Source organism: Marinifilum fragile, from assembly GCF_963677365.1.
GTDB lineage: Bacteria > Bacteroidota > Bacteroidia > Bacteroidales > Marinifilaceae > Marinifilum > Marinifilum fragile.
On record NZ_OY781962.1, the window covers coordinates 4,627,997 to 4,652,560 of the forward strand.

A 24,564-nucleotide genomic window follows, 5' to 3' on the forward strand; every position below is an offset into this window, starting at 1 on the left:
TTTTCAATATCTTAGATAGCAACTCTAAAATCTCACACATGAAAAAGCTTATCTTTTTGGCTTTTATTTTAATGGCCTTTAGCAATGGGAATCCGACCTACCGACTGTTTAAAGAGAATGGCAAACCCATTCGATATCAGAAAATGATAAAACAAATTGCTGATGCGGATATCGTGCTGTTTGGAGAGTTGCACAACAATCCCATTTCGCATTGGTTGGAATTGCAGCTTACAAAAGATCTGCATCAACGAAAAGGAGAAAACCTGGTATTGGGAGCCGAGATGTTCGAGGCCGATAACCAGGAATTCGTGAGCAAGTATGTAAAAGGCGAGATGAATGAGGAGAGCTTTATGGATACCACGCGCCTTTGGCAGAATTACAAAACCGATTACAAGCCATTGCTTGATTTTGCCAAAAACAAGCATTTGCATTTTGTAGCCACTAACATTCCGCGCCCATATGCATCCATGGTATTTAGAGGTGGTTTTGAAGCTCTGGAGCAATTAAGCGATCAGGAAAAAAGCTGGATTGCTCCGCTGCCTGTGAAATACGATGCCGAATTGCCAGGCTATAAAGCCATGAAAAAAATGGGCATGCACATGAGTGCCGATATGCTGGATAACTTTCCCAAAGCCCAAGCCATAAAAGATGCTACCATGGCATATTTTATATTGGAGAACTGGAGCAAAGGACAGCAGTTTATCCATTACAATGGCGCTTATCATTCGAACAATTACGAGGGCATTATCTGGTATTTGAAACAAGCCAATCCCGATTTAAAAATTGTAAGCATTTACACCGCAACAGCCGAAGAGATCCGCAAAATGAATCCTGAATTAAAAGGAAAAAACACCTACTGCATTGTTGTGCGCGAGGATATGACTAAAACTTACTAGAACAAAAAAAAGAGCAAACCCGAAGGTTTGCCCTAACCAGCTTAAATTTACTTAAAATGACTACTGAACAAGGGTAGTTTCTTATGTATCTTTTTGGTTGCGTGTTTTGCGGGCACGCACCTTACTATTTGTTTCTTCAATACGTTCACAAATGATTTTAAAGCTGGCAGCATACTTTTCAGGAAGTGCTGCAGCTGCACCTTCCAGGTGAGGAATAAGTTTTTCGTTTATAATTTCGCGAACCTTATTTTTCTGAATCGATGGAGCGATGTATTCAATTTTACTGGCCTTGCTTTCGCTTAATTTTTTGAAAGCATTGGTAAGTGCAGTGGTCGATTCCTCAAACTTTACAATTCTATCTGATACACTCAGCAGCTTGTCTACTTTGGGTTTAAATGTTTCGTTGCCCAGATTTTGCAGCAAAGCCTTACTCATAGAAATTTGCATTTCGTAGTTAAGCTTGTTCAATTGCAGGTTGTGCGATTTAATTAACTCGTAAACCTCCTCGGCACATTGGGCAATTTCTTCATCGGGCATGTACATGTTGGCTTTAACAAATTGCTTTAAACACTTAAAATCATCATCAGCAATTTTGTCTTCCTTACGCACATTTTCAGCAAGAATATCGCCATGCACATGGGCAATAGACTGACTTAATAATTCATTTTCCTGTTTCAACTCATTCAGAATCATACTAAGGATAAAGTCTGCAGACCAATCTCCTTTTTCCAATTCCGAGCTTGCGACACTTGCAATGGTGTTAATCTCTTTGCTGTCGCAATAATAAAAAACACTTTCTGCCATTTCTTTTGTTTTTAGGGTTAAAGAAACAAACATCTGATGGGTTAGTATGCTTGTTTCCATAAATTTAAGTTACATATCATTTTTTTTGAGTCGAAAGCTAAGGTGTAAAATAAAAATTGAACAATAACAAAAAGTTATTAAATAATTTATGATTTGTATTAAAATGTAATTTGGCAAACTTGACAGGCCTTTGTATGAAAAATATTCATTAAATTGATTGGCTTTATATTATTTGTAAGGTTAAATAAAAGCTTAAGCCTTTGCAAAGTCACTGATTATGCTGTATACGTGATTTTTTGGATTTCATTTTTGAAAATCTTCAGATAAAATACTCCGAAGTGTTTATTTATTGAAAAATAGGCTTTGAAAATGATGAAAGGGGTGTTTTGCTACAAATACAGCCATTGAAACACATGAAAAAGGCATATTTGTACAAATATGGCCTTTGCAAGGCTTGAAAAGCCCATTTTGACGACAAAAACAAGAATTTCAATTTAATAAGCGACCATATTTGCGCAAAAATGGCCATTTATTTACTATCAATGCATCTATTTGTACAAATAGATGCATTGCAAAAGAAGAAACGCTCGTATTTGTACAAAAACGGCAATTTCTTCACTTTTTACGCTCGTTTTTGGACCATTATGACCATTGCAGGACTTGCAATGTCAAATGCGTTGGCAATATCTTCATTGCAAGTCTTTCAATGCCATATTTGTTACTCGTATTGCTGATTATTTTATTTAGATGTTAATAATGGTGGTCAAATAAATGTTTTGAATCAAAATATTTGGCTGAAGAGCAAAAAATAACCGATTAAGTGATTATAATTTTGTAGGTTTGGGGATGGTAATATTGATTTGGAATTACTAGATCTACTAATAAATTAAATAAAACTTTAAATCATGAAGATGAAAATTTTAATGTATTCGTTAATAGCAATGATATTGATGAGTTGTTCAAAAGATGAATCCCAACCTAAAAATGATGAATACAACATTTCATGTAATTTATCTGTTTTTAGTCAAACCATTGAAGATATTAATCATTCAATTCCAATGAAATCTTCGACTAAGACTTCTTTGGCTGATCACATAAATTCATATCATTATAAGATATGGAAACTTACTGGCAGTGATGATGAATTATTAAAAGAAAGTAAGGTTGTTATTATAGGAGAAAGTGATAATGCAGAGAATATAATAAATACTGTTCTTACTGCGGGTAATTATCATATTATGGTTGTGGGTAATAGTTACAAGGAAGAAATTGAATGGAATAATAGTTCAAGTAGTGATTATTTATTTGAATGTAAAGAATTAAACCAAGGTTCTGTTTTTGTAATTTCAAAATCATTTGAAGTAAAAGATACAGAATTAAAGTTGGATTTAAAGTTTAAACGATTAAGTTCTAAGCTCAGAATAAAATTCCTTAATGAATTACCTGAGAATATAACAAATATTGAAGTTTATTCTCAAAAATTTATAGATAATATTGGTGGGTATTATTATGAGTCGAAGTTTGGATTTAGAACTCGAGGCAATGAGTATAGTATTTTGGTTGAACGAAATAATGATAATATTTATGATTTAGACCTTTTACCTTATACTAAAGATTGGTTTGCTGAATTAACTGTAGATGGAGTAAGTGATTATGTAGATTTAAGTCATGAACAATCTCAGTTTTATACAATACACATTACCTTAAAGTATAAAGATATTAATGGCAACATAGTAAGTGAACAAGATATTGAAGATGTTTTACTTCTTCCAAATCAAAGGACTATATTATCCGGTAATTATGTAGGTGTTGGGGAAACAGGAAATATGTTTGATTTAACTCTGGATGATAGTTGGGGAGAGGATTTAAATCAGTCCTTTTAGTATCATTAACTTATCCTCTCTGCCGCACAAATCCTTTTGTGTGGCTTTAATTCTTCCAATAAAGAAAATATTTCTCGACCTGTCTGGTTTTCAAAACCTGACAGGTCTTTTTTTGCCATCAGCTTGGCGGTATCCCAAAAGCCCACCTTCCTTTTCTTGACTTGCATCTACATATTCCTTAATTTTATTCTCATGCCATTTTTACTATGAAAATAGTGTGTTGGTATATTCCCAAAACACAACCTCTCTTTGGCTTTATCGAAGCATTAATTTTCGGATGAAGCATATACAACACTATTAACTTTAAAGCTTGAAAAACGAAAAAGATGAAACGTAAAAATTTGCTGGTAGCCTTGTTGTTTACCGCATTGTTTGTGATGGTTTGTTATCTGCCATTATCGGCAGGATGGATTATTAAGTCGAAAACTACGGGTGAGTATGAGAGTAGTTGGAACGAGATGTATTTGCAGAACAATGTATTTAAAATGCTTGATGAGGGGCACATCTTCATTTTAAATGGAAATACTCGCGATCTTACCTTTGTAAATGTGCAAGAGAATACCTACTGGAAAGGAAACCTGGACGATTTCAAAAACAAGATGAAAGAGTTTTTTGGCAAGGCAATGGATCAGTATTCTGCGCAAATGGAGGAGGCAATGAAAAACCTTACGCCCGAACAACGTGCCATGATGGAACAAATGGGGGCGAATAATCCGATGCTTAACAAGATGCAAGGTGCAAAAGCAAAGCCTCCTGTGGTAGATATTGTGTCAACTGGAGAAGTGATGACGATTGCCAAAAGATCGGCCAAAAAATACATTATAAAATCGGATGGAAAGAAGATGGAAGAGGTTTGGCTGGCAGAAAATATGATTTCGAGCAAGGATTGGAATCCGGAGATTTTTAGGGATTTGGCCGAAAGTATGCGTATGGGAATGGCTTCGTCGGAATACGAGGATACCGATGAGTATTGGAATTTGCACAAGAAAGGGATTCCATTAAAAACAGTTTATTTTCAGGATGAATATACCGTTGTTGAAGAGGTAGTGGAATTATCGGAGAAGAATCTTCCTGCCTCTACCTTTGCGCCACCTTCGGATTGCAGAGAGGTAAGTTTAGAGCATATTTTTCAGAATATGGAAGAGTAGGGATCAAAAGGGAAGAAATTTTGCAATTGATTAGCTCTTGGAGCATTTTATACCATTTTTAATTAAGCTTTATTGGTTATTGGTATTAATCGCTCAAAAGAGCTTTTTTATTTTGTAAGTGCTGTATTTCATTATATTTGTCGTTCTAACACAAAATCAACAAAAATGAAGTACAATTTACTTGCCTTGATATTGGCATTTGTGGTAAGCTCATGTTCGAGCGATGGAGAGAAAGACTACAGAGAAGAAAACGATGCGGAGATTGCCGCTTATCTAATAGAAAACAATCTGAATGCAACGCGATCTGAATCGGGTTTGTATTACGTAATTGAGGATGAGGGTGCAGGTAAAAACATCAGCATGATTTCGGATGTAACGCTAACTTACAAGGGGTACACTACAAACGGAGAAGTGTTTGATACAACGGGCGATGATTTGGCTTCGTTCAATCTGCAAAATGCAATTAGAGGATTTGCTGAAGGCTTGTCTTACCTTAACGAAGGAGGTAAAGCTACTTTATTGATTCCTGCACATTTGGGTTATGGCAGTAAGGATCATGGTAACATATTGGCAGGATCGGTTCTTATTTTCGAAGTAGAGGTGTACTCACCTGAGATGATTGCTGAGAAAAACGATACTGACATTCAGGCTTACATCGAAAATAAAGGCTTGGATGCTACAAAAACAGAATCGGGCTTATACTATACCATGGACGTGGTTGGAACCGGAGCGCAACCGACTGAAGAATCGAATGTGAAAGTTGTGTACAAAGGCAGCTTTTTAAATGGAACAAAATTCGATGAAAGTAGTTCGGTAGGTGTTGATATTTATTTAGGCCAAGTAATTAAAGGCTGGAAAGAAGGGATTCCGTTATTTAAAGAAGGTGGAAAGGGTAAGTTGATTATTCCAGCACACTTGGGATATGGCAGTTACAATTACAGTGGAATGCCTGGCGGTTCGGTTTTGGTTTTCGAAATTGAACTATTAAAAGTAAACTAAGCTTAATTGCTTAAATTAAAGAATATAAAGAAAGAGGCTGTCTCCATAAAGGGACAGCCTCTTTTATTTTTTAAGCCTCTTCGGTTTCAGGCTCGTGATTGTATTTTTTGTAATTAAAGTATGCTATTAAACTAAGAGCAAATAGAATTGCCACTGAGTAATATACCCAAACTGGTATTGGAACAGGATCACCTTTTGCGTAGGAATGAAGTCCGGCAAGGTAATAGTTTACCCCAAAGTAAGTCATCAAGATTGATGAGTAGGACCATATCGATACCAAATTGAAAGTATAAATTGATTTTAACCCAGGAATGAAACGCATGTGCAATACAAAGCTATAAACTAGTATACTAACCAGTGCCCAGGTTTCTTTTGGATCCCATCCCCAGTAGCGTCCCCATGATTCGTTGGCCCAAACTCCGCCAAGGAAAGTACCAACGGTAAGGAAATACAAACCAATGGTCATGGTCATTTCGCTAATGCGACTCAAATCAACAACATTTTCTGCAATAACATCTTTGTTTTTCTTATTCTGAAGAATATACAGCGTTAGGTTGATCATTCCCAATATTGCACCCAAGGCCAAAAATGCATAACTCGAAGTAATAACGGCAACATGAATGGTCAACCAGTATGATTTCAATACAGGAACCAGGTTGGTTACTTCAGGATTCATCCAGCTTAGGTGCGCTACAAATAAGAACAAACCAGCCAATACTGCAGTTGCGGCCAAAGCCAATTTCGATTTTTTCGCAAATATAAATCCGGCCAGCAAACATCCCCAGGCAATAAAGGTCATGGTTTCAAAACCATTACTCCAAGGTGCACGTCCGGCAACGTACCAACGAGCCGCTAATCCAGATGTGTGCAGAACAAATCCAACTCCTAAAATTACCATAGCTATTCCTACTACCCATTTTATTGGAAAATTAGGGCGTAGGATATGCGTTACCAGAAAAATAATCAAGAAGAATCCAATTATTAGATAGTAAGGGAACAAACGCTTAAAAATATTAAGGTTGTTGTACAGGATTTCCACTTTTTGTTTTGATTCCGATGGCAATACTTCACTTCCAAATTTCTTTTGAAACTTTTTGATGCCATCAATATAAGTATCTGCGGCTTTTGTATTTCCTGAGTTTAAAGCCTGGCTCAACAATACAACCGACTTTTTAATGAACAAGGAGTCATCGGTAGCTGCATTTACCTTTGATGTTGGGTTATACCATGAACCCATTTTATCGTTGGGATTAGGAAAGATTTTCAAGAACTCACCAGTAAACACCATATAGGTAATGTTTATGCGTTCGTCAACTGCCATAATCTCTTTGTCGTAAGAAGAACGATGAGCAGGTTTTTTCGAGTAAGCATCCTGAACCTTATTACTTAGTTTGTACTGGCCCATTTCATTTACGAAATCTTTAAAAGCGCCGTATTTACCTTCGATACCAAGTTCTTTAGCCAAATCCGAATTGCCAACTTTAATCATGTTAACAGTTTGCCATTCTTGTGGATTAACAATCATACTTAGGAAAATCTGTTCGGCAGGATAACCTTTAAACTTTCCTTTTTTGGTTACTTTTCGAACCACTTCACTGGCAAGGGTGTTTACAGGTTCAAATCTTCCACCGTTGTCCTGAATTATGACTTCGCCGAAACTTTTAGCTTGCTCTATGGGTACAACTTTTAGGTCTTGAGCGTTTGCGCTAAAGCTATTTCCAACCAAAACAAAAGCTAAAATGGCAATAAGCTTCATCTTTCTAGATTGGCGACCCAAAATTTTGAATCTACTATGTGGATTAATCAAGGACCAGGCCATTCCTACCATTAAAAGGAAATATCCAAAGTAAGTAATTGTCATTCCCCATCGGTCATGATTTACAGAAAGTATGGTTCCGAGCTCATCGGTATCATAAGAAGCCTGGAAGAACCTGTAGCCTTCGTAATTTAGTATGTTATTCATATAAATTCGGTAGTCTTTTTTTATGTCTTTTGTTTCGTCAATAAGTGTTACTTCACTAGCAAAAGAAGAAGGGCTGTTAGAACCAGGATATCTTTCCAGTTGAAAATCGTTAAGCTTCAAAGAAAATGGTAGTTCCAATATTTTAGAACCATAGGCTATGGAAATATTCACATCGCCAACCGAAGTTAATTCTGCTTTGCCCAAATAATCTTTTTTGCCTTTTACTATTAGCTCCTTCTGATGATCTCCATTTTTAACATCGAATACCAATAGAGTAGGGGCATTCTTGTCCTGACCTTGAACGTACTTAAATTTGGCAGCAGGATAGAAGTTTTTAATTACAAGTTTTGTACCGCCAATGTTGTATAATTTGCGTGGCGAAACAACGTGCCATTGTTTAGCAGCCATTGGAGTGGCATCTCCACCCACCATGCTTAGCTCCTGCATTGGCATCGGACTCATCATTCTTAAACTATCTGTGTAATCAAAGACAATCGCATTAGGATGAGGATTGCTTCCAAAAGCCAATAAGTTGCTATCAACCATTTTTTGTGAGTTGTACTCCAAAGTAAAGTTTTGCATTCCACTCATTCCGGAACTACCCACTGCTACCATTTCCATTACAGGTTCACCGCTTATGTCTTGAACTAATGTAGTTTGAGCATTAGGAATAAATGTTTTTAATTTGATGTCAACTTTACTGCCATCAACCGAAATTCTCTCTTTAAAGTCATCCGATTTAACGGCTGAAAGAGTGAACTTTTCACTTACCTCAGATGTTTTACCATTCTTTTCCAATTTCATATCAATGTATGAATTCATCGTGGTAATTTGGTTGGTAGTGTGTCCTTCACGAATGTGCATGTTTCCTTCGTATCCTACATAGCGAGTAAATGCAGAACCTACAATTATTACAATGAAAGAAGCATGGAAAATGAAAATAGACCATTTCTCGCGCTTGTATAACTTATATCTAAAAATATTGGCTATCAAGTTAAGCGTAAGTAATAAAAGTAAAATCTCGAACCAGCGAGCATCATAAACCATTGCTCGAGCTGCCGGAGTTCCAAAATCATTTTCTATGAATGTTGCTGTTCCAATTGAAAATGCAAACAGGATAATGAGTACGCCCATCATCTGCATAGAGAATAGAAAATTCAAAAGTTTCTTCATCTGATTCAATATAGTTTTAAAAAGTACGCAAGTACTACTGGTTAGTTTAGAATGTTAGTGTATATAAATTGGATTTCAAGATACGCTTTTCTTTATAAATTAAAAATCGACGCATATCGGTCGATATGATGAAAAATCTATGTTTTTATGTCAACATAAAAGTGTAACTTATTGCTTGTTAGATGATAATTGAAGAGAATGGGAACGAATTTTAGGTTACAGTGATCTTTTTTGTATTTAAAATTAGGAATTCAGTTTGTATTCTTATTAAGATTAAAAATAAATTAAGATATAAAGGTATTTTGTTGTGTTGTATCAAAATCATCTGAAAGTCAAGAGTAAAAAAGGATAAAAAGGTATTAAAATTTAAATATAATAAATTTAAATAATCCATTAATCTTGAAATGATTTAATAATTCAATTAGTATTGTAACATATTATATAATTACTGAATTGAATTAGAGATTTTTAATTTAAAATCTAACCAAACTATGAAAAAACTATTTCGCCTATTGCTAGTCCTTTTTCTAGGACTGGTGCCATCATTAGTTATGGCTCAGCTTACCTTTACCGGAGAAATCAGACCACGTACAGAGTATCGTCATGGTTTAAAGTCTCTTTTTAACTCGTCTGATGATGCTGCTTTTGCAACATCGCAGCGTACACGTTTAAACCTGGGTTATGCAGAAGAAACATTCCGTGTCGGATTGTCGGTTCAGGATATCCGTACATGGGGAGATGTTGCTCAATTAAACATGTCAGATAAGAATCAATTAATGCTTCATGAAGCATGGGGAGAAATTATTTTTAATGAAAACTTCTCTTTAAAGGTTGGTCGTCAGGAATTGGTATATGATGACTCACGAATTTTGGGTAATGTAGGTTGGGCTCAACAAGCCAGAAGTCATGACTTGGCATTGCTTAAGTTTAAAACCGATGAAAATGGTAAATTTCATGTTGGTTTTGCTGTAAACAATGATGCAGAATTCCTTACAAGACAATTGTATACAACCAATTACAAAAGTATGCAGTTTGCATGGTACAACAGAAAATCGGAACAATTTGATTTTAGTTTACTGTTTATGAATGTTGGACTGGAAAGAGATGCTGATCCTTCAGGAGACATTGATAGGGATACAAGATATAGTCAAACTTTTGGTACTCATATGAATTATCGTCCTGGTAAAATTTCTTTTACAGGTTCGCTATATGGTCAAACAGGTAAGGATGCTGGAGATAATGATTTAAGCGCATACATGTTCAATTTAGGTATGAAATTCCCTGTTGCTGATAACTGGAAAGGTAATTTAGGTATCGAAATGTTATCAGGAACTGATGATACAGAATTGGAAGATAACAACTCATTTACTCCACTTTTTGGTACAAATCATAAGTTTAATGGTCATATGGATTACTTCTATGTTGGTAATCACGTAGGGGATGTTGGTTTAACTGATATTTATGGTGGATTAAATCATTCAAAGGGGCAGTGGTCATTTGCAAGTGCAATTCATTTGTTCTCAACAGCTGCAGATCTTTATTCAGGTACGGAAAAACAAGATAAATATTTAGGAACAGAGGTTGATTTATCTGTAGGATATAATTACTCAAAGAGTGTTTTGATTAAAGCTGGTTACTCACACATGTTTGCAACGGATTCGATGGAAGCATTAAAAGGGGGTGACAAAGATGAAACTCAAAACTGGGCTTGGGTAATGCTTGTATTTAAACCAAATTTCTTGAAAAAATAAGGCAAACTCAATACATCTAAACTTTTGCTAATGGTAAGATTATTTAAATTTTTAACACCACCTCCAAAATGGAAACTTCCGGTTTATGTAACGCTGGGGATATTCTTTGGCTTAGGGTGCTATGTGCTTTATCTTTCTAAAGCAGCATCTTATCTGTCCGATGCTCCCGAGACTTGCGTAAACTGTCATGTTATGGCTCCACAATATGCTACATGGAACCATAGCTCACACCGGGAAGTTGCCACGTGTAACGATTGCCATGTTCCACACAATAATGTCTTTAATAAGTACTATTTTAAAGCCAAGGACGGATTGCGTCATGCAAGTATGTTTGCATTGAGAATGGAACCAGAGGTAATTTTTATACTCGATGAGGGGAAGAAAGTAGTTCATAACAACTGCATTCGTTGTCACAGTCAGCAACTGACTGATCCGAAACTGGCAGCTCAAGTGCCAAATCATGCCCACAATACTCAGGATAGAGTTTGCTGGGAATGTCACCGGGAGGTACCACATGGAAGAGTGAATAGCTTATCTAGTGTTCCACATGCCAGAGTGCCACTTCCAGAAAGTCCAGTGCCAGACTGGCTAAAAGAATATATGAAAGAAACTGAATTAGAAAACGAATAAAACTTAAACTAATATACTATGAAACCAATACACGAATCTGTAGGCAAAAAACCAATGTTGGGATGGTTGATCTTCCTGGTTACTTTGGTTGTTGTATTCCTACTTGGATTGTTAGCTTCATCTATCATGGAAAGAAGGGCAGAATCTGTTTATGCCTATACTCCTCAAGTGGAGCACGGTCAGTGGGAACCAAGAAATGAAGTGTGGGGCGAAAACTTCCCGAGAGAATTCCAATCGTACTACAAAACTGCTGATACTATTTTCCGCAGCAAGTATAATGGTAACGCAATGATTGATATGCTTGAGGTTGACCCTCGATTGGTTGTACTTTGGGCTGGTTATGGATTTTCAAAAGACTATAATCAAGGTCGTGGGCACTACTATGCAGTAGAAGATATTCGTAACACATTGCGTACGGGTGGTCCAAAGAATGAAAATGATGGTCCTATGCCTAACACTTGTTGGACTTGTAAATCTCCTGATGTTCCTCGTTTGATGAATGAGATTGGAGTTGCAGAATTTTATAAAGGAAAATGGGCAGGCAAAGGTCATGAAGTAGTGAACCCAATTGGTTGTGCTGACTGTCATGATGCAGAAACAATGAATTTGCGTATTTCCCGTCCGGCTTTAATTGAGGCTTTCGAGCGTCAAGGAAAAGATATCAATAAAGCATCTCATCAGGAAATGCGTTCATTGGTATGTGCTCAGTGTCATGTGGAGTACTATTTCAATAAAAAACGTACCGGTGCAGAAGGTGTTCCTTACTTAACTTTCCCATGGGATAAGGGTATGGACGTTGAGGCTATGGAAGAGTATTACGATGAAATTGACTTTAAAGATTGGACTCATGCGCTAAGTAAGGCTCCAATGTTGAAGGCTCAGCATCCAGGTTACGAAGTATACCTAAAGGGTATTCATGCTGATCGTGGTGTTTCTTGTGCCGATTGTCATATGCCTTACAAATCGGAAGGTGGACAGAAATTTACAGATCACCATATTCAATCTCCTTTGAACAACGTAGCTAACTCGTGTCAGGTTTGTCACCGTCAGGAGACTGATAATTTGATTAAGAATGTATATACTCGTCAAGATCAGATCATCGAAAACCGTGATAAATTAGAAGAATTGTTAGTACGTGCTCATGTTGAAGCTAAAAAAGCTTGGGATCTTGGTGCTACTGAAGAAGAAATGAAGCCAGTACTAAAGATGATCCGTCATGCGCAATGGCGTTGGGATTATGCAGCTGCTTCTCATGGAGGATCATTCCACGCTCCAACTGAAATAGGTCGTGTTATTACAACTGGAGTAGAGCGTGCACAAGAAGCTCGTATTGCTTTGGTAAGAATTTTCCACAAATATGGATTTGAAGGTGAAGTTCCTTATCCAGATATCGCTACTAAAGCTAAAGCTCAGGAATTTATAGGACTTCCAATTGATAAATTGAAGAAAGATAAGGAAGAATTCAAGAAGAATATTCTTCCTCAATGGGATAAGAAAGCTAAAGAACGCGAAGCTACCTATCAAGTAAAAATGTAAATTAGATACCGTTCAAATATCAGGTTCAAGTGCCGTCCATTTTTGGACGGCATTTTTATAAGATTCAAAAATTGTTACGATCTTAAGGAATCTTGTTTAAAATTTGAGATATGAGGAAACCCACTAAACCATTATGGCAAACCCCCTGGGGATATGCAGAAAGTTTTTTAATTGCGTTTGGATTACTGTTGATTGGATTTCTGTTAGAATTTACCATTCAATCCAATTCTGGAACATCTATTAGGTATCCAATGAACTTGATTTTGGGAGCAGTTTTTTTAACTTTTCTGTTGGTGTTTTATCGATTGATTCGCAAATCAAATCTGTATCATTTTTTATCGGGAGTTCCTGCCTCGGTGGGTGCAATTGCTGTTTTAACGCTTTTGGTTATTATTATGGGTATTACTCCTCAGGTTTCGATGCAAGAAGAGAACCTGATTACACGCTTGAGTTTAAATCAGCTTACCACCTCTTGGCCGTTTCTGTTCATCAACCTATACCTGTTGGTTGTTTTGGCATTGGTAATTGTACGTAAGAGTTTTCCTTTTAGATTAAAGAACTGGGGCTTTGTATGCAGCCATTTGGGTTTATGGATAACCATTTTTGCGGCTGGATTAGGCTCAGGCGATTTAATGCGATTAAAAATGGATTTGTATACAAATAAAACAGAATGGAAGGCTTACGATAATAATGGGAACTATTACGAATTGCCGCTTGCCATTAAATTGAACGATTTCTTGATTGAAGAGTTTAATCCGAAGCTGGCAGTGGTCGAAAATGAATCGGGGAAGCTTTATGAAGCGACAAAACCTTCGATGATTATGATTGAAGATGAGTTGGAGTGTAGGCTTCATGATTGGAACATTAAAGTTGATGATTTTCTTGTGTCATCAGGAAGGGTAGGTGAGAAGTATCATCAGATGTATGATTTTGGAGCAGCTCCGGCGGCTAAAGTAAGTGTAGTTGTAAATTCATCAGATACACTTTCTGGCTGGATTTCTTGTGGAAGTTTTAACCGTCCTCATGAGTCACTAAAGCTTGACGATAAGTACTCGTTGTTAATGACAGTACCAGAACCTAAAAAATTCTCTTCTAAAGTCACCATTTTCACTCCTGATGGACAAAAGGAAGAGCAGGTTCTTGAAGTAAACAAACCGCAAAGCGTAAATGGATGGAAAATATACCAGCTGAGTTACGATGAAAAAATGGGGAAATACTCTAATCTAAGTGTAGTAGAAGTAGTAAAAGATCCATGGCAAGTTTATGTATATATTGGCATTTTCATGATGATGATCGGGTCTATATACATGTTTTGGAGAGGAAATAAAGTAACGATTAGCAGTGAGCAGTAATATTACTGATAACTGTTTACTGATAACTGTAAACTGAATAAGATGATTTGGAACTATTTTTTAATGGCAGCTGGTGTGAGTTCTGCAAGTTGGATTTTATCAGCATTAATTCCTAAAAAAGATTTTATCAGGAATTTATTGGTGCTGATAGGCATTCTTAGCATGGCTGTTTATATTGGATTTTTATGGAATAGTCTTGAACGCCCTCCTCTAAGAACTCTTGGGGAAACAAGATTGTGGTATTCATTGTTTATATCAATTATTGGATTGATCACCTACTATCGTTGGAGATACCTTTGGATGCTTTACTATTGCTTGTTTATGTCGCTCTTGTTTTTGTTTATCAATTACATGCATCCCGAGAATTTTTCGAAAACTTTAATGCCAGCCTTACAAAGCCCATGGTTTGTTCCGCATGTAGTTGTGTACATCATTTCCTATGCATTTTTGGCAGCCTCTTCGCTTGTAGCCATTTATGGTTTGTATCAAGTAAAAAGAGAACGGTTCGATGTAAAATATATGCTTGTGGCAGATAATTTGGTATATCTTGGCTTTGCCTTCTTAACCTTTGGACTACTTTTTGGTGCTTTATGGGCCAAAGAGGCCTGGGGACATTATTGGACCTGGGACCCGAAAGAAACATGGGCATTCATCACCTGGATGGGATACTTGGTATACATTCATCGTAGATATCAGAAACCAAGTAAGTATGTTTCGGCTTTGAGGATTTTAGCACTAGCATTTGTAATTCTTTTGGTGTGTTGGTTCGGAGTGAACTACTTGCCATCAGCTCAGTTTAGCGTACACACCTATAGTATGCAGCCTTAAAGTTAATTATTAGCTACCATTGGTTGGTGGGAGACCACCATAGCTACTAGTGGGACATCACCATAGGTACTAATGGTAGGTCGCCATAAGTACTAATGTGAGACTGCCATAAGTACTAGTGGGAGGGTGCCATGAAGATGAGTATGAAAGTCAAACTAAATATTGTATAAAAAAACGCCAGTTCATACGAATTGGCGTTTTGTATTATAAATAGCTTGCTTATTCTTGCTTAAGACCTGCAGGTCCCTGGTAAGTTGCATCTCCTAATCCTAGAATTGGATAGAAAATAAAAGGCAAGAAAATTAATCCCAAGGTAAAACCAGTATCTTTTCCAAAACTTTTTGCTAAAAGATTTGTCATCCAAATCGTCCAGATAAAAGAAATAGGGAATAAGAAAATAATTAGTAGTAACCACCACCATGGTTTACCTACTATTTTAAGTAATACAATAATATTGTAGAAGGGAACTAAACACGCCCAACCTGGTTGGTTAGCTTTTGTATTAATCTTCCATGCCGAAACAATCATCAACACAATAAATCCCAAATAAAAAAGTAATCCTATTGTCATAAATTTAATTCAATAATTCTCCTACTCGTTTGGCTTTTCGGATTCGCCCCGTTTATGGTTTCTGGACTCCATTTATTAAACAGGCGCGAATGTAACAAATTAAATTATTATGCTTTCTTATTTTGAGTATGCTTTTTGCTTTGGAAGTATTGAATTTATTGATGATTGAATCAATTAAATCTATCATGGATTAAGAGGAAGGATTTTCATAAAAAAACGTCGATTCCAATGAATCGACGTTTTTTATACTTGCAGCTTTTATTTATCCTTCAATTTTGTGAAGTACCATTTTCTTGGCTTTTTCGATAGCTTGCTCCAATCCTTTAGGATCCTTACCACCAGCTGAGGCAAAGAATGGCTGTCCACCACCACCACCTTTGATTTCTTTGGCAGCTTCGCGAACAATATTTCCTGCATGCAAGTCATATTCTTTCACAAGGTTGTCAGAGAACATGATGGTTAGGTTTGCTTTTCCACCTAAATCGGCACCTGTAATGAATACCAGATTCTCAACTTCACCTTTTAATTGGAAAGCGATATCTTTTAAGTCAGCAGCACTTCCAACAGTTAATGGCTCTGTAATGAAATTTACATCCTTGGTTACAGAAATGTTTCCTTTAAGATCATTCTTCATCACTTTTAAGCGATCCTTCATAAAGCCATCCAAATCCTTTTTCAAACCTGAATTTTCGGACATCAGGTCTTCAATGTTTTTAAGTAGGTTTTGGCTCGATTTAAATATTTTTTCAATATTTCTTAGAGTATTCAGCTTGTCGTTGATGTATTGTTCTGCTTTATCAGCGGTAATGGCTTCAATTCTTCGAACACCTGCAGAGATAGCTCCTTCTGAAATAATCTTGAATAAGCCAATCTGGCCTGTTGCTTTAACGTGCGTACCACCACATAGCTCAACAGAGTCGTCAAATTTTACAACACGAACCAAATCGCCATATTTTTCACCAAATAAAGCCATTGCTCCCATATTTACAGCTTCAGCCATTGGGATGTGATTCTTGATTTCAACAGCAATATTCTCTCTGATTTTCTTGTTTACAATTGCTTCAACCTTGGCAATTTCTTCTTCGCTTACTTTTTGGAAGTGAGAGAAGTCAAAACGCAAATGATCAGGATTCACCAACGAACCTTTTTGCTCAACATGATCACCTAAAACTTCACGCAATGCATGATGCATTAGGTGAGTAGCTGTATGGTTGTTTGCAGTAAGTTTTCTTTTACTATCACTTACATAAGCTTTAAAAGTTGCTGTTGGATCGGTTGGCAATTCTTTTGCAAAATGAACAATCAAACCATGTTCTTTCTTGGTGTCGATGATAGAAATTTTCTGGCCATTTGCTTCAATGTAACCAGTATCTCCAACTTGTCCACCACTTTCACCATAGAAAGGAGTGATATTGAATACCATTTGGTAAGAATCTTTTCCTTTGCTAGTGATTTTTCTGTAACGAGTAATTCTTACATCCGTGTTTAAGTAATCGTAACCAATAAATTCCTCAACATCATCTTTTAAAAGCTCAACCCAATCGCCAGTATCAACCGAGGTTGCAGAGCGAGATCTGTTTTTCTGAGCTTCCATTTCCGTATTAAACTCCCTTCTGTTTACAACCAAATCTTGCTCTTTCAAAATCAATTCAGTTAGATCCAATGGGAATCCGTAGGTATCATACAATTCAAAAGCCAATTTACCTGGAATAACCTTAAAGTCATCAGCTTTTGTTTTTTCTATAATCTGATCTAATAATCGAATACCATTCTCAAGTGTTCTTAAGAATGAATTTTCTTCTTCCTTAATTACTTTTTCAATTAAAGTTTGCTGTTTCACCAACTCAGGGAAGTGCTGTCCCATAACTTCAATTAATACAGGAATCAAACGATACATAAATGGATCTTTAAATCCTAAGAAGGTATAACCGTAACGAACAGCTCTACGAAGAATACGACGAATTACATATCCTGCCTTATTATTCGATGGCAATTGTCCATCAGTTATGGCAAAGGCAATGGTTCTGATATGGTCAGCAATTACGCGAAGTGCAATGTCAATTTCTTCATTTTTACCATACTCTTTGCCAGCCATTTTAGCAATGGTTTGAATGATTGGTTGGAATACATCTGTATCGTAGTTCGAAGTTTTTCCTTGCATTGCCATACACAAACGTTCAAATCCCATTCCTGTATCAACGTGTTGATGAGGAAGAGCTTCTAAAGAACCGTCAGCTTTTCTGTTGAATTGCATAAATACAAGATTCCAGATCTCAATTACTTGTGGATGATCCATATTTACAAGATCTCTACCTGAAGTAATTTTCCTTTCTTCATCACTTCTCAAGTCGATGTGAATTTCAGAACAAGGACCACATGGACCTTGATCACCCATTTCCCAGAAGTTATCTTTTTTATTACCATTGATAATATGGTTTTCAGGAAGATATTTCATCCAATATCCAGCTGCTTCATCATCACGATCTAACTTATCTTCAGCGCTACCTTCAAAAACAGAGGCATATAAACGATCCGTTGGCAGTTTATAAACTTCAGTTAAAAGTTCCCATGCCCAATCAATGGCTTCTTTTTTAAAGTAATCACCAAACGACCAGTTTCCCAACATCTCGAACATGGTGTGATGATAGGTGTCGTGTCCTACCTCTTCAAGGTCATTGTGTTTTCCCGAAACGCGCAAGCATTTCTGAGAGTTGGCAATTCTATTGTACTTTACTGGTGAATTACCAAGAAAAATATCCTTAAACTGATTCATACCAGCATTGGTAAACATCAAGGTAGGATCATCTTTAATTACCATCGGTGCTGATGGAACGATTTTATGTTGCTTTGAATTAAAAAAATCCAAAAATGCTTGTCTTATTTCGCTAGAATTCATGAGTCTATTATGTTTTAAATAGATGAGATTTCGATACTTAGCTTGCAAAGTTAGATTATTTCCTTAATTTTGTTGACTTAATTGAGCAAAAATTTAGGCTTTTTCTGTAAAAAATTAACCTAAAAGTATTACATGGCGAAAACGAAGTATCGGTTTAACCCTGAGTCTGTTAGCTACGAAAAGGTAGAGATTAATTTTAAGACACGTTTTGTCAATGTTCTTAAGCATATGGCTTCCAGTTCAGTACTAGCTATTTTTATGGTTGTAGTATTGTTCTATTTCTTCGGTTCACCCAAGGAAAGATCATTGGAAAGAGAAAATCAGAGATTACTTACCCAATACAGTTTATTAAATACAAAACTTCAACAGGTGCAAACGGTTCTAAGTGATTTAGAACAAAGAGACGATAACATATACCGCGTTATTTTCGAAGCAGAGCCTATTCATTCAAATATTCGAAAAGCGGGCTTTGGTGGGGTAAATCGTTACAAGCATTTGGAGAGTATGGATAATGCTGAACTAGTAATTTCAACTACCAAGAAGCTGGATCAGGTTGCAAAAACATTGTATGTTCAAACCAAATCTTACGACGATGTTGAAGAAATGGTAAAGAATAAATTTAAAATGCTTTCTGCAATTCCTGCAATTATGCCGCTTGCAATAAAGGATTTTGGACGTATTTCAGCTGGTTATGGTTGGAGGATTCACCCAATTTATAAAACTCGTAAATTTCATGATGGAATGGATTTTACAGGAAAGATTGGAACCCCGATATATGCAACTGGAGATGGAGTGGTAAAAACAGCAAGGAAAGAGAGAGGTTACGGTAAGAAAATCGTAATTGATCATGGATATGGTTATACAACTATTTATGCTCACTTGGATAATTACAGGGTAAAAAAAGGACAAAAGGTAAAGCGAGGAGAAATTATTGGAGAACTGGGGAATACAGGTATTTCAACAGGACCTCACTTGCATTATGAAGTAAGAAAGGGACGAAAAACATTAAATCCAATTAACTACTATTTTAATGACCTTACAGCAGAAGAATATGACCAAATGGTTGCATATGCCGAAAACACTGGTCAAACAATGGATTAATTCTACCGACAAAAATTAGGAGAACATAAAAAGTGGCACGGAAAAATTTATTCCGTGCCATTTTATTTATTACTTTAGTTAATAATTTATTCCCATATACTTAGCTTTGCCCTGGTTAAAAAAAGGGTAAGATTTAAAATTAATCGACGTGCCTTACAAAGAGAAGAAAATAGAAAAACTTTATTATTCAATTGGTGAAGTTGCTGATATGTTTAAGGTAAATACCTCCTTAATCAGATATTGGGAAAAAGAATTCGATATCATAAAGCCAAAGAAAAATAAGAAAGGAAACCGATTTTTCACTCAGGATGATATTGAAAATTTTCATTTGATTTTCCATTTGGTAAAAGAGCGAGGAATGACTTTGAAGGGAGCCAAGCAAAAACTCAAAGAGAACAAAGAGGATACGGAGAATAATTTTACGGTTGTGTCCCGCTTGCAAGAGATCAAAGATTTGTTGTTGGAAATCAAAGATGCATTGTAATCATTAAAACTTATTAGAATTGAAAGTACGGGATATTATTTCGTCTATAGAAGAGGTTGCACCACTATCGTACCAAGAATCGTATGATAATGCTGGACTTATTGTGGGAGAATACAATCAAGAAGTTAGTGGTATTTTAATCTGTCTTGATGTAATTGAAAGAGTTGTTGAAGAGGCAATTCAAAAAGGAGCGAACCTAATTATTGCTCACCATCCGATTGTATTTAAAGGATTAAAAAGATTTAATGGATCGAACTATGTTGAGCGAACTGTAATGATGGCCATTAAGAACAATATTGCCATTTATGCTGCACATACCAATATAGATTCGGTTCGTGGAGGAGTTAGCGAGAGAATTTGCGATTTAATAGGCTTGCAAAACAAGAAAATTTTATCCCCAATTGGAGAAGATCTTAAGAAATTGGTGACTTTTGTTCCTAATGATCATGCGCAAAAGGTGAGAGATGCACTTTTTAACGCTGGAGCTGGTAGCATTGGGAATTACGACTCGTGTAGTTTTAATGTGGAAGGAGAAGGAACTTTTCGAGGTGGAGAAGGAACAAATCCGTATGTAGGAGAAAAAGAGAAGTTACACTTCGAGAAAGAAGTAAGAGTTGAAACTATTTTTCCAAAGCACTTAAAAGGAAAAGTTGTGGGGGCAATGCTAAATGCTCATCCATATGAAGAGGTTGCCTATGATATTTATTCTCTCGACAATAATAATCCTCAAGTTGGATTGGGAATGATTGGAGAATTGGAGAGAGAAGAAAATACTATTGATTTTTTGAAAAGAATAAAAGAAACATTCGGTTGTGGATGTATCCGATATACCAATATTAATAAGGAAAAGATTAAAAAAGTAGCTGTTTGTGGTGGAAGTGGAAGTTTTTTATTGAGAAATGCCATATCAGCTAAAGCCGATATATTTGTTACCGGAGACTTTAAATATCACGAGTTTTTTGATGCTGAGGACAAGTTAATAATTGCCGATATTGGACATTATGAAAGTGAACAGTTTACTCGAGATATTTTTTATGAGATAGTTACAAAAAAATTACCTAACTTTGCGGTTCATATTTCTGAGATAAATTCGAATCCAATAAATTATTTGTAAACATATGACAACACAAGATCCAAAAGCTTCAGATTTTAAGGATATTTCAGTTGAAGAAAAATTACGTACGTTGTACGAAATGCAATCTGTTGATTCTGAGGTAGACCAAATTAGAACGCTAAGAGGGGAGCTTCCTTTGGAAGTGCAGGACTTGGAAGATGAGATTGCCGGACTTGATACCAGAATCGAAAATCTAAATAACGAGGTAAAAGAACTTGTCGATACGATTGCTAAGAAAAAGCAAGAAATTAAAGAAGCTGGTTTGTTAATTAAAAAGTACGAAGCTCAGCAGATGAATGTTCGCAATAACCGTGAGTTTGATTCTATTTCTAAGGAAATCGAATTCCAAAACCTTGAAATTGAACTATGCGAAAAGCGTATTAAGGAGTTTACTGCGGAAATGGGTAACAAAAAAGCTTTAATCGAAAATTCAGAAGCTATTTTTGCTGAGAAGAAAGCTGATTTGGAATCTAAAAAAGGTGAGTTGGATGCGATTGTTTCCGAGACTCAAAAGGAAGAAGAAAAGTTGATGGGAAAGTCTGAATCATTCAAAAATAAGATTGAAGAAAGACTTTTAACAGCTTATACAAGAATTCGCTCGAATGCAAGAAACGGATTGGCAGTGGTAACTGTTGAGCGTGATGCTTGTGGAGGTTGTTTTAACAAGATTCCACCACAACGTCAAATGGACATCCGTTCTCGTAAGAAGATTATCGTTTGTGAGTATTGCGGACGTATTTTGGTTGACCGTTACATTTGCGATTACGATAACAGTCTTGAGGAGGCAGATAAAGCTGCAGCTGCTGCTAAGCCAAAAAGAAGAACTCGTAAGAAAGAATAGTACGATTTTGAAAAATATAGAAACGGTTATCTTTATGAAGGTAACCGTTTTTTATTATAGCATATTGCAATATGAATATAGCAGATTATAAAGAATTACAGAGCTTGAAGAATGAGAGAGAATCGTTTTATATTTATTTTTCAGCTCCAAACTGTGGCGTTTGCAAGGCATTGCAACCTAAATTGGAGGATTTGTTTCAGACTAATTTTGCCAAATTAAAAGCATATCATGTAGATACTGCACTGCAGCCTGACATTGCTGCCCAGGAAGGTTTATATACAAACCCTTCATTGCTTGTTTTTATTGATGGACAAGAAGTTTTAAGAAGAAGTCGAACGATTGGGCTGGATGAGGTAAATGAGTCGTTAAACCGATATTATAAGATGTTTTTTTAAGAATAAAAAATGCCAGTAATTCAATTACCGGCATTCCTTTAATGTTATTATTCTAATAAACTCCTGTGTTCAGCATCACCAATGGGCATGCTTCTTCGGTTTCGATACCGTGGGCATTTGCTTTTTTATAAAATTCCGGATTTTCAGTTCCCGGAGGAAATAGTATTCTTTCAGGTTTTAATCCAATAATATAATCATGGAAAGACTCTAGATTTTTTGGTGAAAGATAAATTGCTATTGTTTGAACTTTAGTCTCACATGGCTTTCCTGTTTGGATTGTAACATCAGAAATGATTCCTTCCTTGTTTCCTACTGCAACTGTTTCAATATCGTGCTTTCGAAGAAGTTTTACGCATTTATTTGAGTATCGATCTTCATTAGTACTTGCGCCTAGTACGAGTGTTTTTCCTGTATTTTGCATTTTAAAATATTTATATATCTATATGTAATAAATATAGTAAAATTGATGAAAGTAGCCTTGCAAAACGAAATAAAAAAAGCCTTTTACAGATATGCAAAAGGCTTCTTTTTGTATTCTTGAATAATTATTTCTCAATTAAAACAGTTGCATAAGCTGATATACCTTCCTGTTTTCCCACAAAACCTAATTTTTCGGTTGTTGTGGCTTTGATGGCCAAATCATCCAAATCTATTCCCATTACTTTTGCAAGTGTTTCTTGCATTTCAGGAATTAATGGTTTGATTTTAGGTTTTTGTAATGCAATTGTTGAGTCGATATTTCCTATTGAATAACCTTTCTCAGCTATGATTTCAATAGTTTTTTTTAGTAAAATTTTGCTATCAATTCCTTTAAAATCATTTGAAGTATCTGGGAAATGATAGCCAATATCTCTCATGTTTGCTGCTCCTAAAAGAGCATCGCATATTGCATGAATCAAAACATCACCATCCGAATGAGCAACACAACCTTTGTTGTGTTCAATTTTAATTCCTCCCAACCAAAATTCTTCTCCTTCGGCCAATTGATGTACATCGTAGCCAAATCCAACTCTAATCTTCATTACTTAATAATTTTATCAAGATTAGCAGTTAAGGTAAATCTTAAAGTATTTTTAAGAGGGTTGTTTTGGGTTGTTGGAATCAAGTAAGAAAAATCAATATCAAACATGTTTAGTTTTACTCCTAAACCCGCTGTGAAATACTTGCGATTCCCTTTGTCTTCGTGTTCATAGTAGTATCCACCTCTAAGTGCAAATTGCTCCTGATACCAATATTCAAGACCAAGTGACCATGCAATTTCCTTAAACTCTTCACTCATTCCTCCTGGAGCATCTGTAAAAGAGCTAAAAATACCGCTTACTACAGATTTATCTGAGGTTTCACTTCCAACAATAACGCCATCATTATTATCTTCATCTAATGATCCGCTATTTGGAGTTGGAACCAAAAGCTTATTCAGGTCTGCAGCAATGGTAAGCGAATTGTATCTGTCCAATTCCATTTTTAGTGCAGTACCCAATTTCAAATTGGTAGGAATAAATTCCTTTTCATCATCGTTAGTGTAGCTGATTTTAGAACCAATATTAGAAATGTTTAGTCCCCAGGACCATACCATGTCTCTTCGATTTCTTCTGAATTCATGCTGATAATAAATAGAAACGTCTGCTGCAAAAGCATTTCCTGCTTGAGTTTCTATGCCAGCTACATATTGAGATTGGGTTAAATCTGATCTAATGTATCTGAAAGCAATACCTCCTGAAAACTCATCGCTCAGTCTTCTTGAGTATGCAATATCAAATGCCCATTCGTTTGGGTTTTGTGCAACCGGAATGTCTTCAGCTCTTTCTAAAAACGCAATTTCACCTAAAGAGAAGTAGCGAAGAGATGCGCCAATAACTTGATTCTTATCCAATCGATAATATCCGGTAAGGTAAGAAATGCTCATATCATCTACTAAATCCCTAAGCCAAGGAGTATATGATGCTGATACACCATAATTTCCATCTATCATGGCAAATTTTGCCGGATTCCAATGCATAGAATTTACATCAGGAGATGTTGCCACACCCGCATCACCCATTGCACCAGCTCTTGAGTTTGGAGTAATGGTTAAAAAAGAAACCGCAGTTGAAATGTAGTTTGCACCAGAAGTTGAAGTCTGGGCAGAAACCTTACCAATGCCTGAAACAATTAATAGACATAGTACGATTGTGATTAAAGTTAGTTTTTTAGTCATAAT

General features: G+C 36.1%; 22 protein-coding genes. 14 read left to right on the plus strand and 8 right to left on the minus strand.

Annotation, left to right across the window (positions count from 1 at the left end; genetic code table 11):
- Nucleotides 1-38 precede the first annotated feature (38 nt).
- The gene (locus ACKPCA_RS18840) at nucleotides 39-896 is read left to right on the plus strand and encodes a ChaN family lipoprotein (RefSeq protein WP_321280445.1); all 858 of its coding nucleotides are present in this window, start codon (nucleotides 39-41) and stop codon (nucleotides 894-896) included.
- Nucleotides 897-977: 81 nt separating this feature from the next.
- Here the strand turns inward: ACKPCA_RS18840 and ACKPCA_RS18845 are convergent, their stop codons facing one another.
- Nucleotides 978-1,760, minus strand: coding sequence for a DUF6261 family protein (locus ACKPCA_RS18845; RefSeq protein WP_321280446.1), 783 nt, complete (start codon nucleotides 1,758-1,760; stop codon nucleotides 978-980).
- An 845-nt stretch (nucleotides 1,761-2,605) separates the two neighbouring features.
- Between ACKPCA_RS18845 and ACKPCA_RS18850 the strand changes: the two genes are divergently transcribed.
- Nucleotides 2,606-3,583 (plus strand): hypothetical protein, encoded by a 978-nt coding sequence (locus ACKPCA_RS18850; protein WP_321280447.1) that lies wholly within the window; start codon nucleotides 2,606-2,608, stop codon nucleotides 3,581-3,583.
- Nucleotides 3,584-3,588: 5 nt separating this feature from the next.
- Here the strand turns inward: ACKPCA_RS18850 and ACKPCA_RS18855 are convergent, their stop codons facing one another.
- Nucleotides 3,589-3,750 (minus strand): hypothetical protein, encoded by a 162-nt coding sequence (locus tag ACKPCA_RS18855; RefSeq protein ID WP_321280448.1) that lies wholly within the window; start codon nucleotides 3,748-3,750, stop codon nucleotides 3,589-3,591.
- Nucleotides 3,751-3,909: 159 nt separating this feature from the next.
- Here ACKPCA_RS18855 and ACKPCA_RS18860 point away from each other — a divergent pair, with 159 nt between their 5' ends.
- Nucleotides 3,910-4,731 carry a DUF4412 domain-containing protein gene (locus tag ACKPCA_RS18860; RefSeq protein ID WP_321280450.1) on the plus strand — a complete coding sequence of 274 codons (822 nt, stop codon included), beginning with the start codon at nucleotides 3,910-3,912 and terminating at the stop codon, nucleotides 4,729-4,731.
- Nucleotides 4,732-4,896: 165 nt separating this feature from the next.
- Entirely contained in the window at nucleotides 4,897-5,730 is an 834-nt protein-coding gene (locus ACKPCA_RS18865) for an FKBP-type peptidyl-prolyl cis-trans isomerase (RefSeq protein ID WP_321280452.1), read from the plus strand.
- A 70-nt stretch (nucleotides 5,731-5,800) separates the two neighbouring features.
- Here the strand turns inward: ACKPCA_RS18865 and ACKPCA_RS18870 are convergent, their stop codons facing one another.
- Nucleotides 5,801-8,866 (minus strand): cytochrome c biogenesis protein, encoded by a 3,066-nt coding sequence (locus ACKPCA_RS18870; RefSeq protein ID WP_321280454.1) that lies wholly within the window; start codon nucleotides 8,864-8,866, stop codon nucleotides 5,801-5,803.
- A 491-nt stretch (nucleotides 8,867-9,357) separates the two neighbouring features.
- On the opposite strand from ACKPCA_RS18870, the gene ACKPCA_RS18875 reads away from it, so the two are divergent.
- The 5 genes from ACKPCA_RS18875 (at nucleotide 9,358) to ccsA (ending at nucleotide 14,963) form a co-directional block, all read left to right on the plus strand.
- The gene (locus ACKPCA_RS18875; RefSeq protein ID WP_321280457.1) at nucleotides 9,358-10,617 is read left to right on the plus strand and encodes an alginate export family protein; all 1,260 of its coding nucleotides are present in this window, start codon (nucleotides 9,358-9,360) and stop codon (nucleotides 10,615-10,617) included.
- A gap of 30 nt (nucleotides 10,618-10,647) precedes the next feature.
- Nucleotides 10,648-11,247 carry a cytochrome c nitrite reductase small subunit gene (gene nrfH, locus ACKPCA_RS18880; protein WP_054714435.1) on the plus strand — a complete coding sequence of 200 codons (600 nt, stop codon included), beginning with the start codon at nucleotides 10,648-10,650 and terminating at the stop codon, nucleotides 11,245-11,247.
- An 18-nt stretch (nucleotides 11,248-11,265) separates the two neighbouring features.
- Nucleotides 11,266-12,783, plus strand: coding sequence for an ammonia-forming cytochrome c nitrite reductase (gene nrfA / locus ACKPCA_RS18885; RefSeq protein ID WP_321280459.1), 1,518 nt, complete (start codon nucleotides 11,266-11,268; stop codon nucleotides 12,781-12,783).
- A 110-nt stretch (nucleotides 12,784-12,893) separates the two neighbouring features.
- Nucleotides 12,894-14,135 carry a cytochrome c biogenesis ResB family protein gene (locus ACKPCA_RS18890; RefSeq protein WP_321280461.1) on the plus strand — a complete coding sequence of 414 codons (1,242 nt, stop codon included), beginning with the start codon at nucleotides 12,894-12,896 and terminating at the stop codon, nucleotides 14,133-14,135.
- Nucleotides 14,136-14,177: 42 nt separating this feature from the next.
- Nucleotides 14,178-14,963, plus strand: a complete 786-nt coding sequence (gene ccsA, locus ACKPCA_RS18895) for a cytochrome c biogenesis protein CcsA (protein WP_321280462.1) — start codon at nucleotides 14,178-14,180, stop codon at nucleotides 14,961-14,963.
- Nucleotides 14,964-15,182: 219 nt separating this feature from the next.
- Here ccsA and ACKPCA_RS18900 read toward each other — a convergent pair whose 3' ends face one another.
- Together ACKPCA_RS18900 and alaS are read right to left on the minus strand one after the other, a co-directional pair.
- On the minus strand, nucleotides 15,183-15,533 hold the full coding sequence (locus ACKPCA_RS18900; RefSeq protein WP_054714444.1) for a DUF5684 domain-containing protein: 351 nt from the start codon (nucleotides 15,531-15,533) through the stop codon (nucleotides 15,183-15,185).
- A 262-nt stretch (nucleotides 15,534-15,795) separates the two neighbouring features.
- Entirely contained in the window at nucleotides 15,796-18,429 is a 2,634-nt protein-coding gene (gene alaS / locus ACKPCA_RS18905) for an alanine--tRNA ligase (RefSeq protein ID WP_321280466.1), read from the minus strand.
- Nucleotides 18,430-18,561: 132 nt separating this feature from the next.
- Here alaS and ACKPCA_RS18910 point away from each other — a divergent pair, with 132 nt between their 5' ends.
- The 5 genes from ACKPCA_RS18910 to ACKPCA_RS18930 all read left to right on the plus strand — a co-directional run bounded on the left by ACKPCA_RS18910 (nucleotide 18,562) and on the right by ACKPCA_RS18930 (nucleotide 22,364).
- Complete coding sequence (locus ACKPCA_RS18910) at nucleotides 18,562-19,530, plus strand: M23 family metallopeptidase (RefSeq protein WP_054714449.1); 969 nt, start codon at nucleotides 18,562-18,564, stop codon at nucleotides 19,528-19,530.
- A gap of 148 nt (nucleotides 19,531-19,678) precedes the next feature.
- Nucleotides 19,679-20,014 (plus strand): MerR family transcriptional regulator, encoded by a 336-nt coding sequence (locus ACKPCA_RS18915; protein ID WP_054714452.1) that lies wholly within the window; start codon nucleotides 19,679-19,681, stop codon nucleotides 20,012-20,014.
- A gap of 19 nt (nucleotides 20,015-20,033) precedes the next feature.
- Complete coding sequence (locus tag ACKPCA_RS18920) at nucleotides 20,034-21,128, plus strand: Nif3-like dinuclear metal center hexameric protein (protein ID WP_321280470.1); 1,095 nt, start codon at nucleotides 20,034-20,036, stop codon at nucleotides 21,126-21,128.
- 4 nt (nucleotides 21,129-21,132) lie between these two features.
- Complete coding sequence (locus ACKPCA_RS18925; RefSeq protein WP_054714458.1) at nucleotides 21,133-21,969, plus strand: zinc ribbon domain-containing protein; 837 nt, start codon at nucleotides 21,133-21,135, stop codon at nucleotides 21,967-21,969.
- Nucleotides 21,970-22,040: 71 nt separating this feature from the next.
- Nucleotides 22,041-22,364: a thioredoxin family protein gene (locus ACKPCA_RS18930; RefSeq protein WP_054714461.1), complete on the plus strand. Its 324-nt coding sequence runs from the start codon at nucleotides 22,041-22,043 to the stop codon at nucleotides 22,362-22,364.
- A gap of 52 nt (nucleotides 22,365-22,416) precedes the next feature.
- Here ACKPCA_RS18930 and ACKPCA_RS18935 read toward each other — a convergent pair whose 3' ends face one another.
- The 3 genes from ACKPCA_RS18935 to porV all read right to left on the minus strand — a co-directional run bounded on the left by ACKPCA_RS18935 (nucleotide 22,417) and on the right by porV (nucleotide 24,561).
- On the minus strand, nucleotides 22,417-22,785 hold the full coding sequence (locus ACKPCA_RS18935) for a CoA-binding protein (protein ID WP_054714464.1): 369 nt from the start codon (nucleotides 22,783-22,785) through the stop codon (nucleotides 22,417-22,419).
- 124 nt (nucleotides 22,786-22,909) lie between these two features.
- Nucleotides 22,910-23,386: a 2-C-methyl-D-erythritol 2,4-cyclodiphosphate synthase gene (gene ispF / locus ACKPCA_RS18940; RefSeq protein ID WP_321280474.1), complete on the minus strand. Its 477-nt coding sequence runs from the start codon at nucleotides 23,384-23,386 to the stop codon at nucleotides 22,910-22,912.
- Nucleotides 23,386-24,561 carry a type IX secretion system outer membrane channel protein PorV gene (gene porV / locus ACKPCA_RS18945; protein WP_321280475.1) on the minus strand — a complete coding sequence of 392 codons (1,176 nt, stop codon included), beginning with the start codon at nucleotides 24,559-24,561 and terminating at the stop codon, nucleotides 23,386-23,388. Before porV ends, ispF begins: the two co-directional genes overlap by 1 nt.
- Nucleotides 24,562-24,564: the final 3 nt, after the last annotated feature.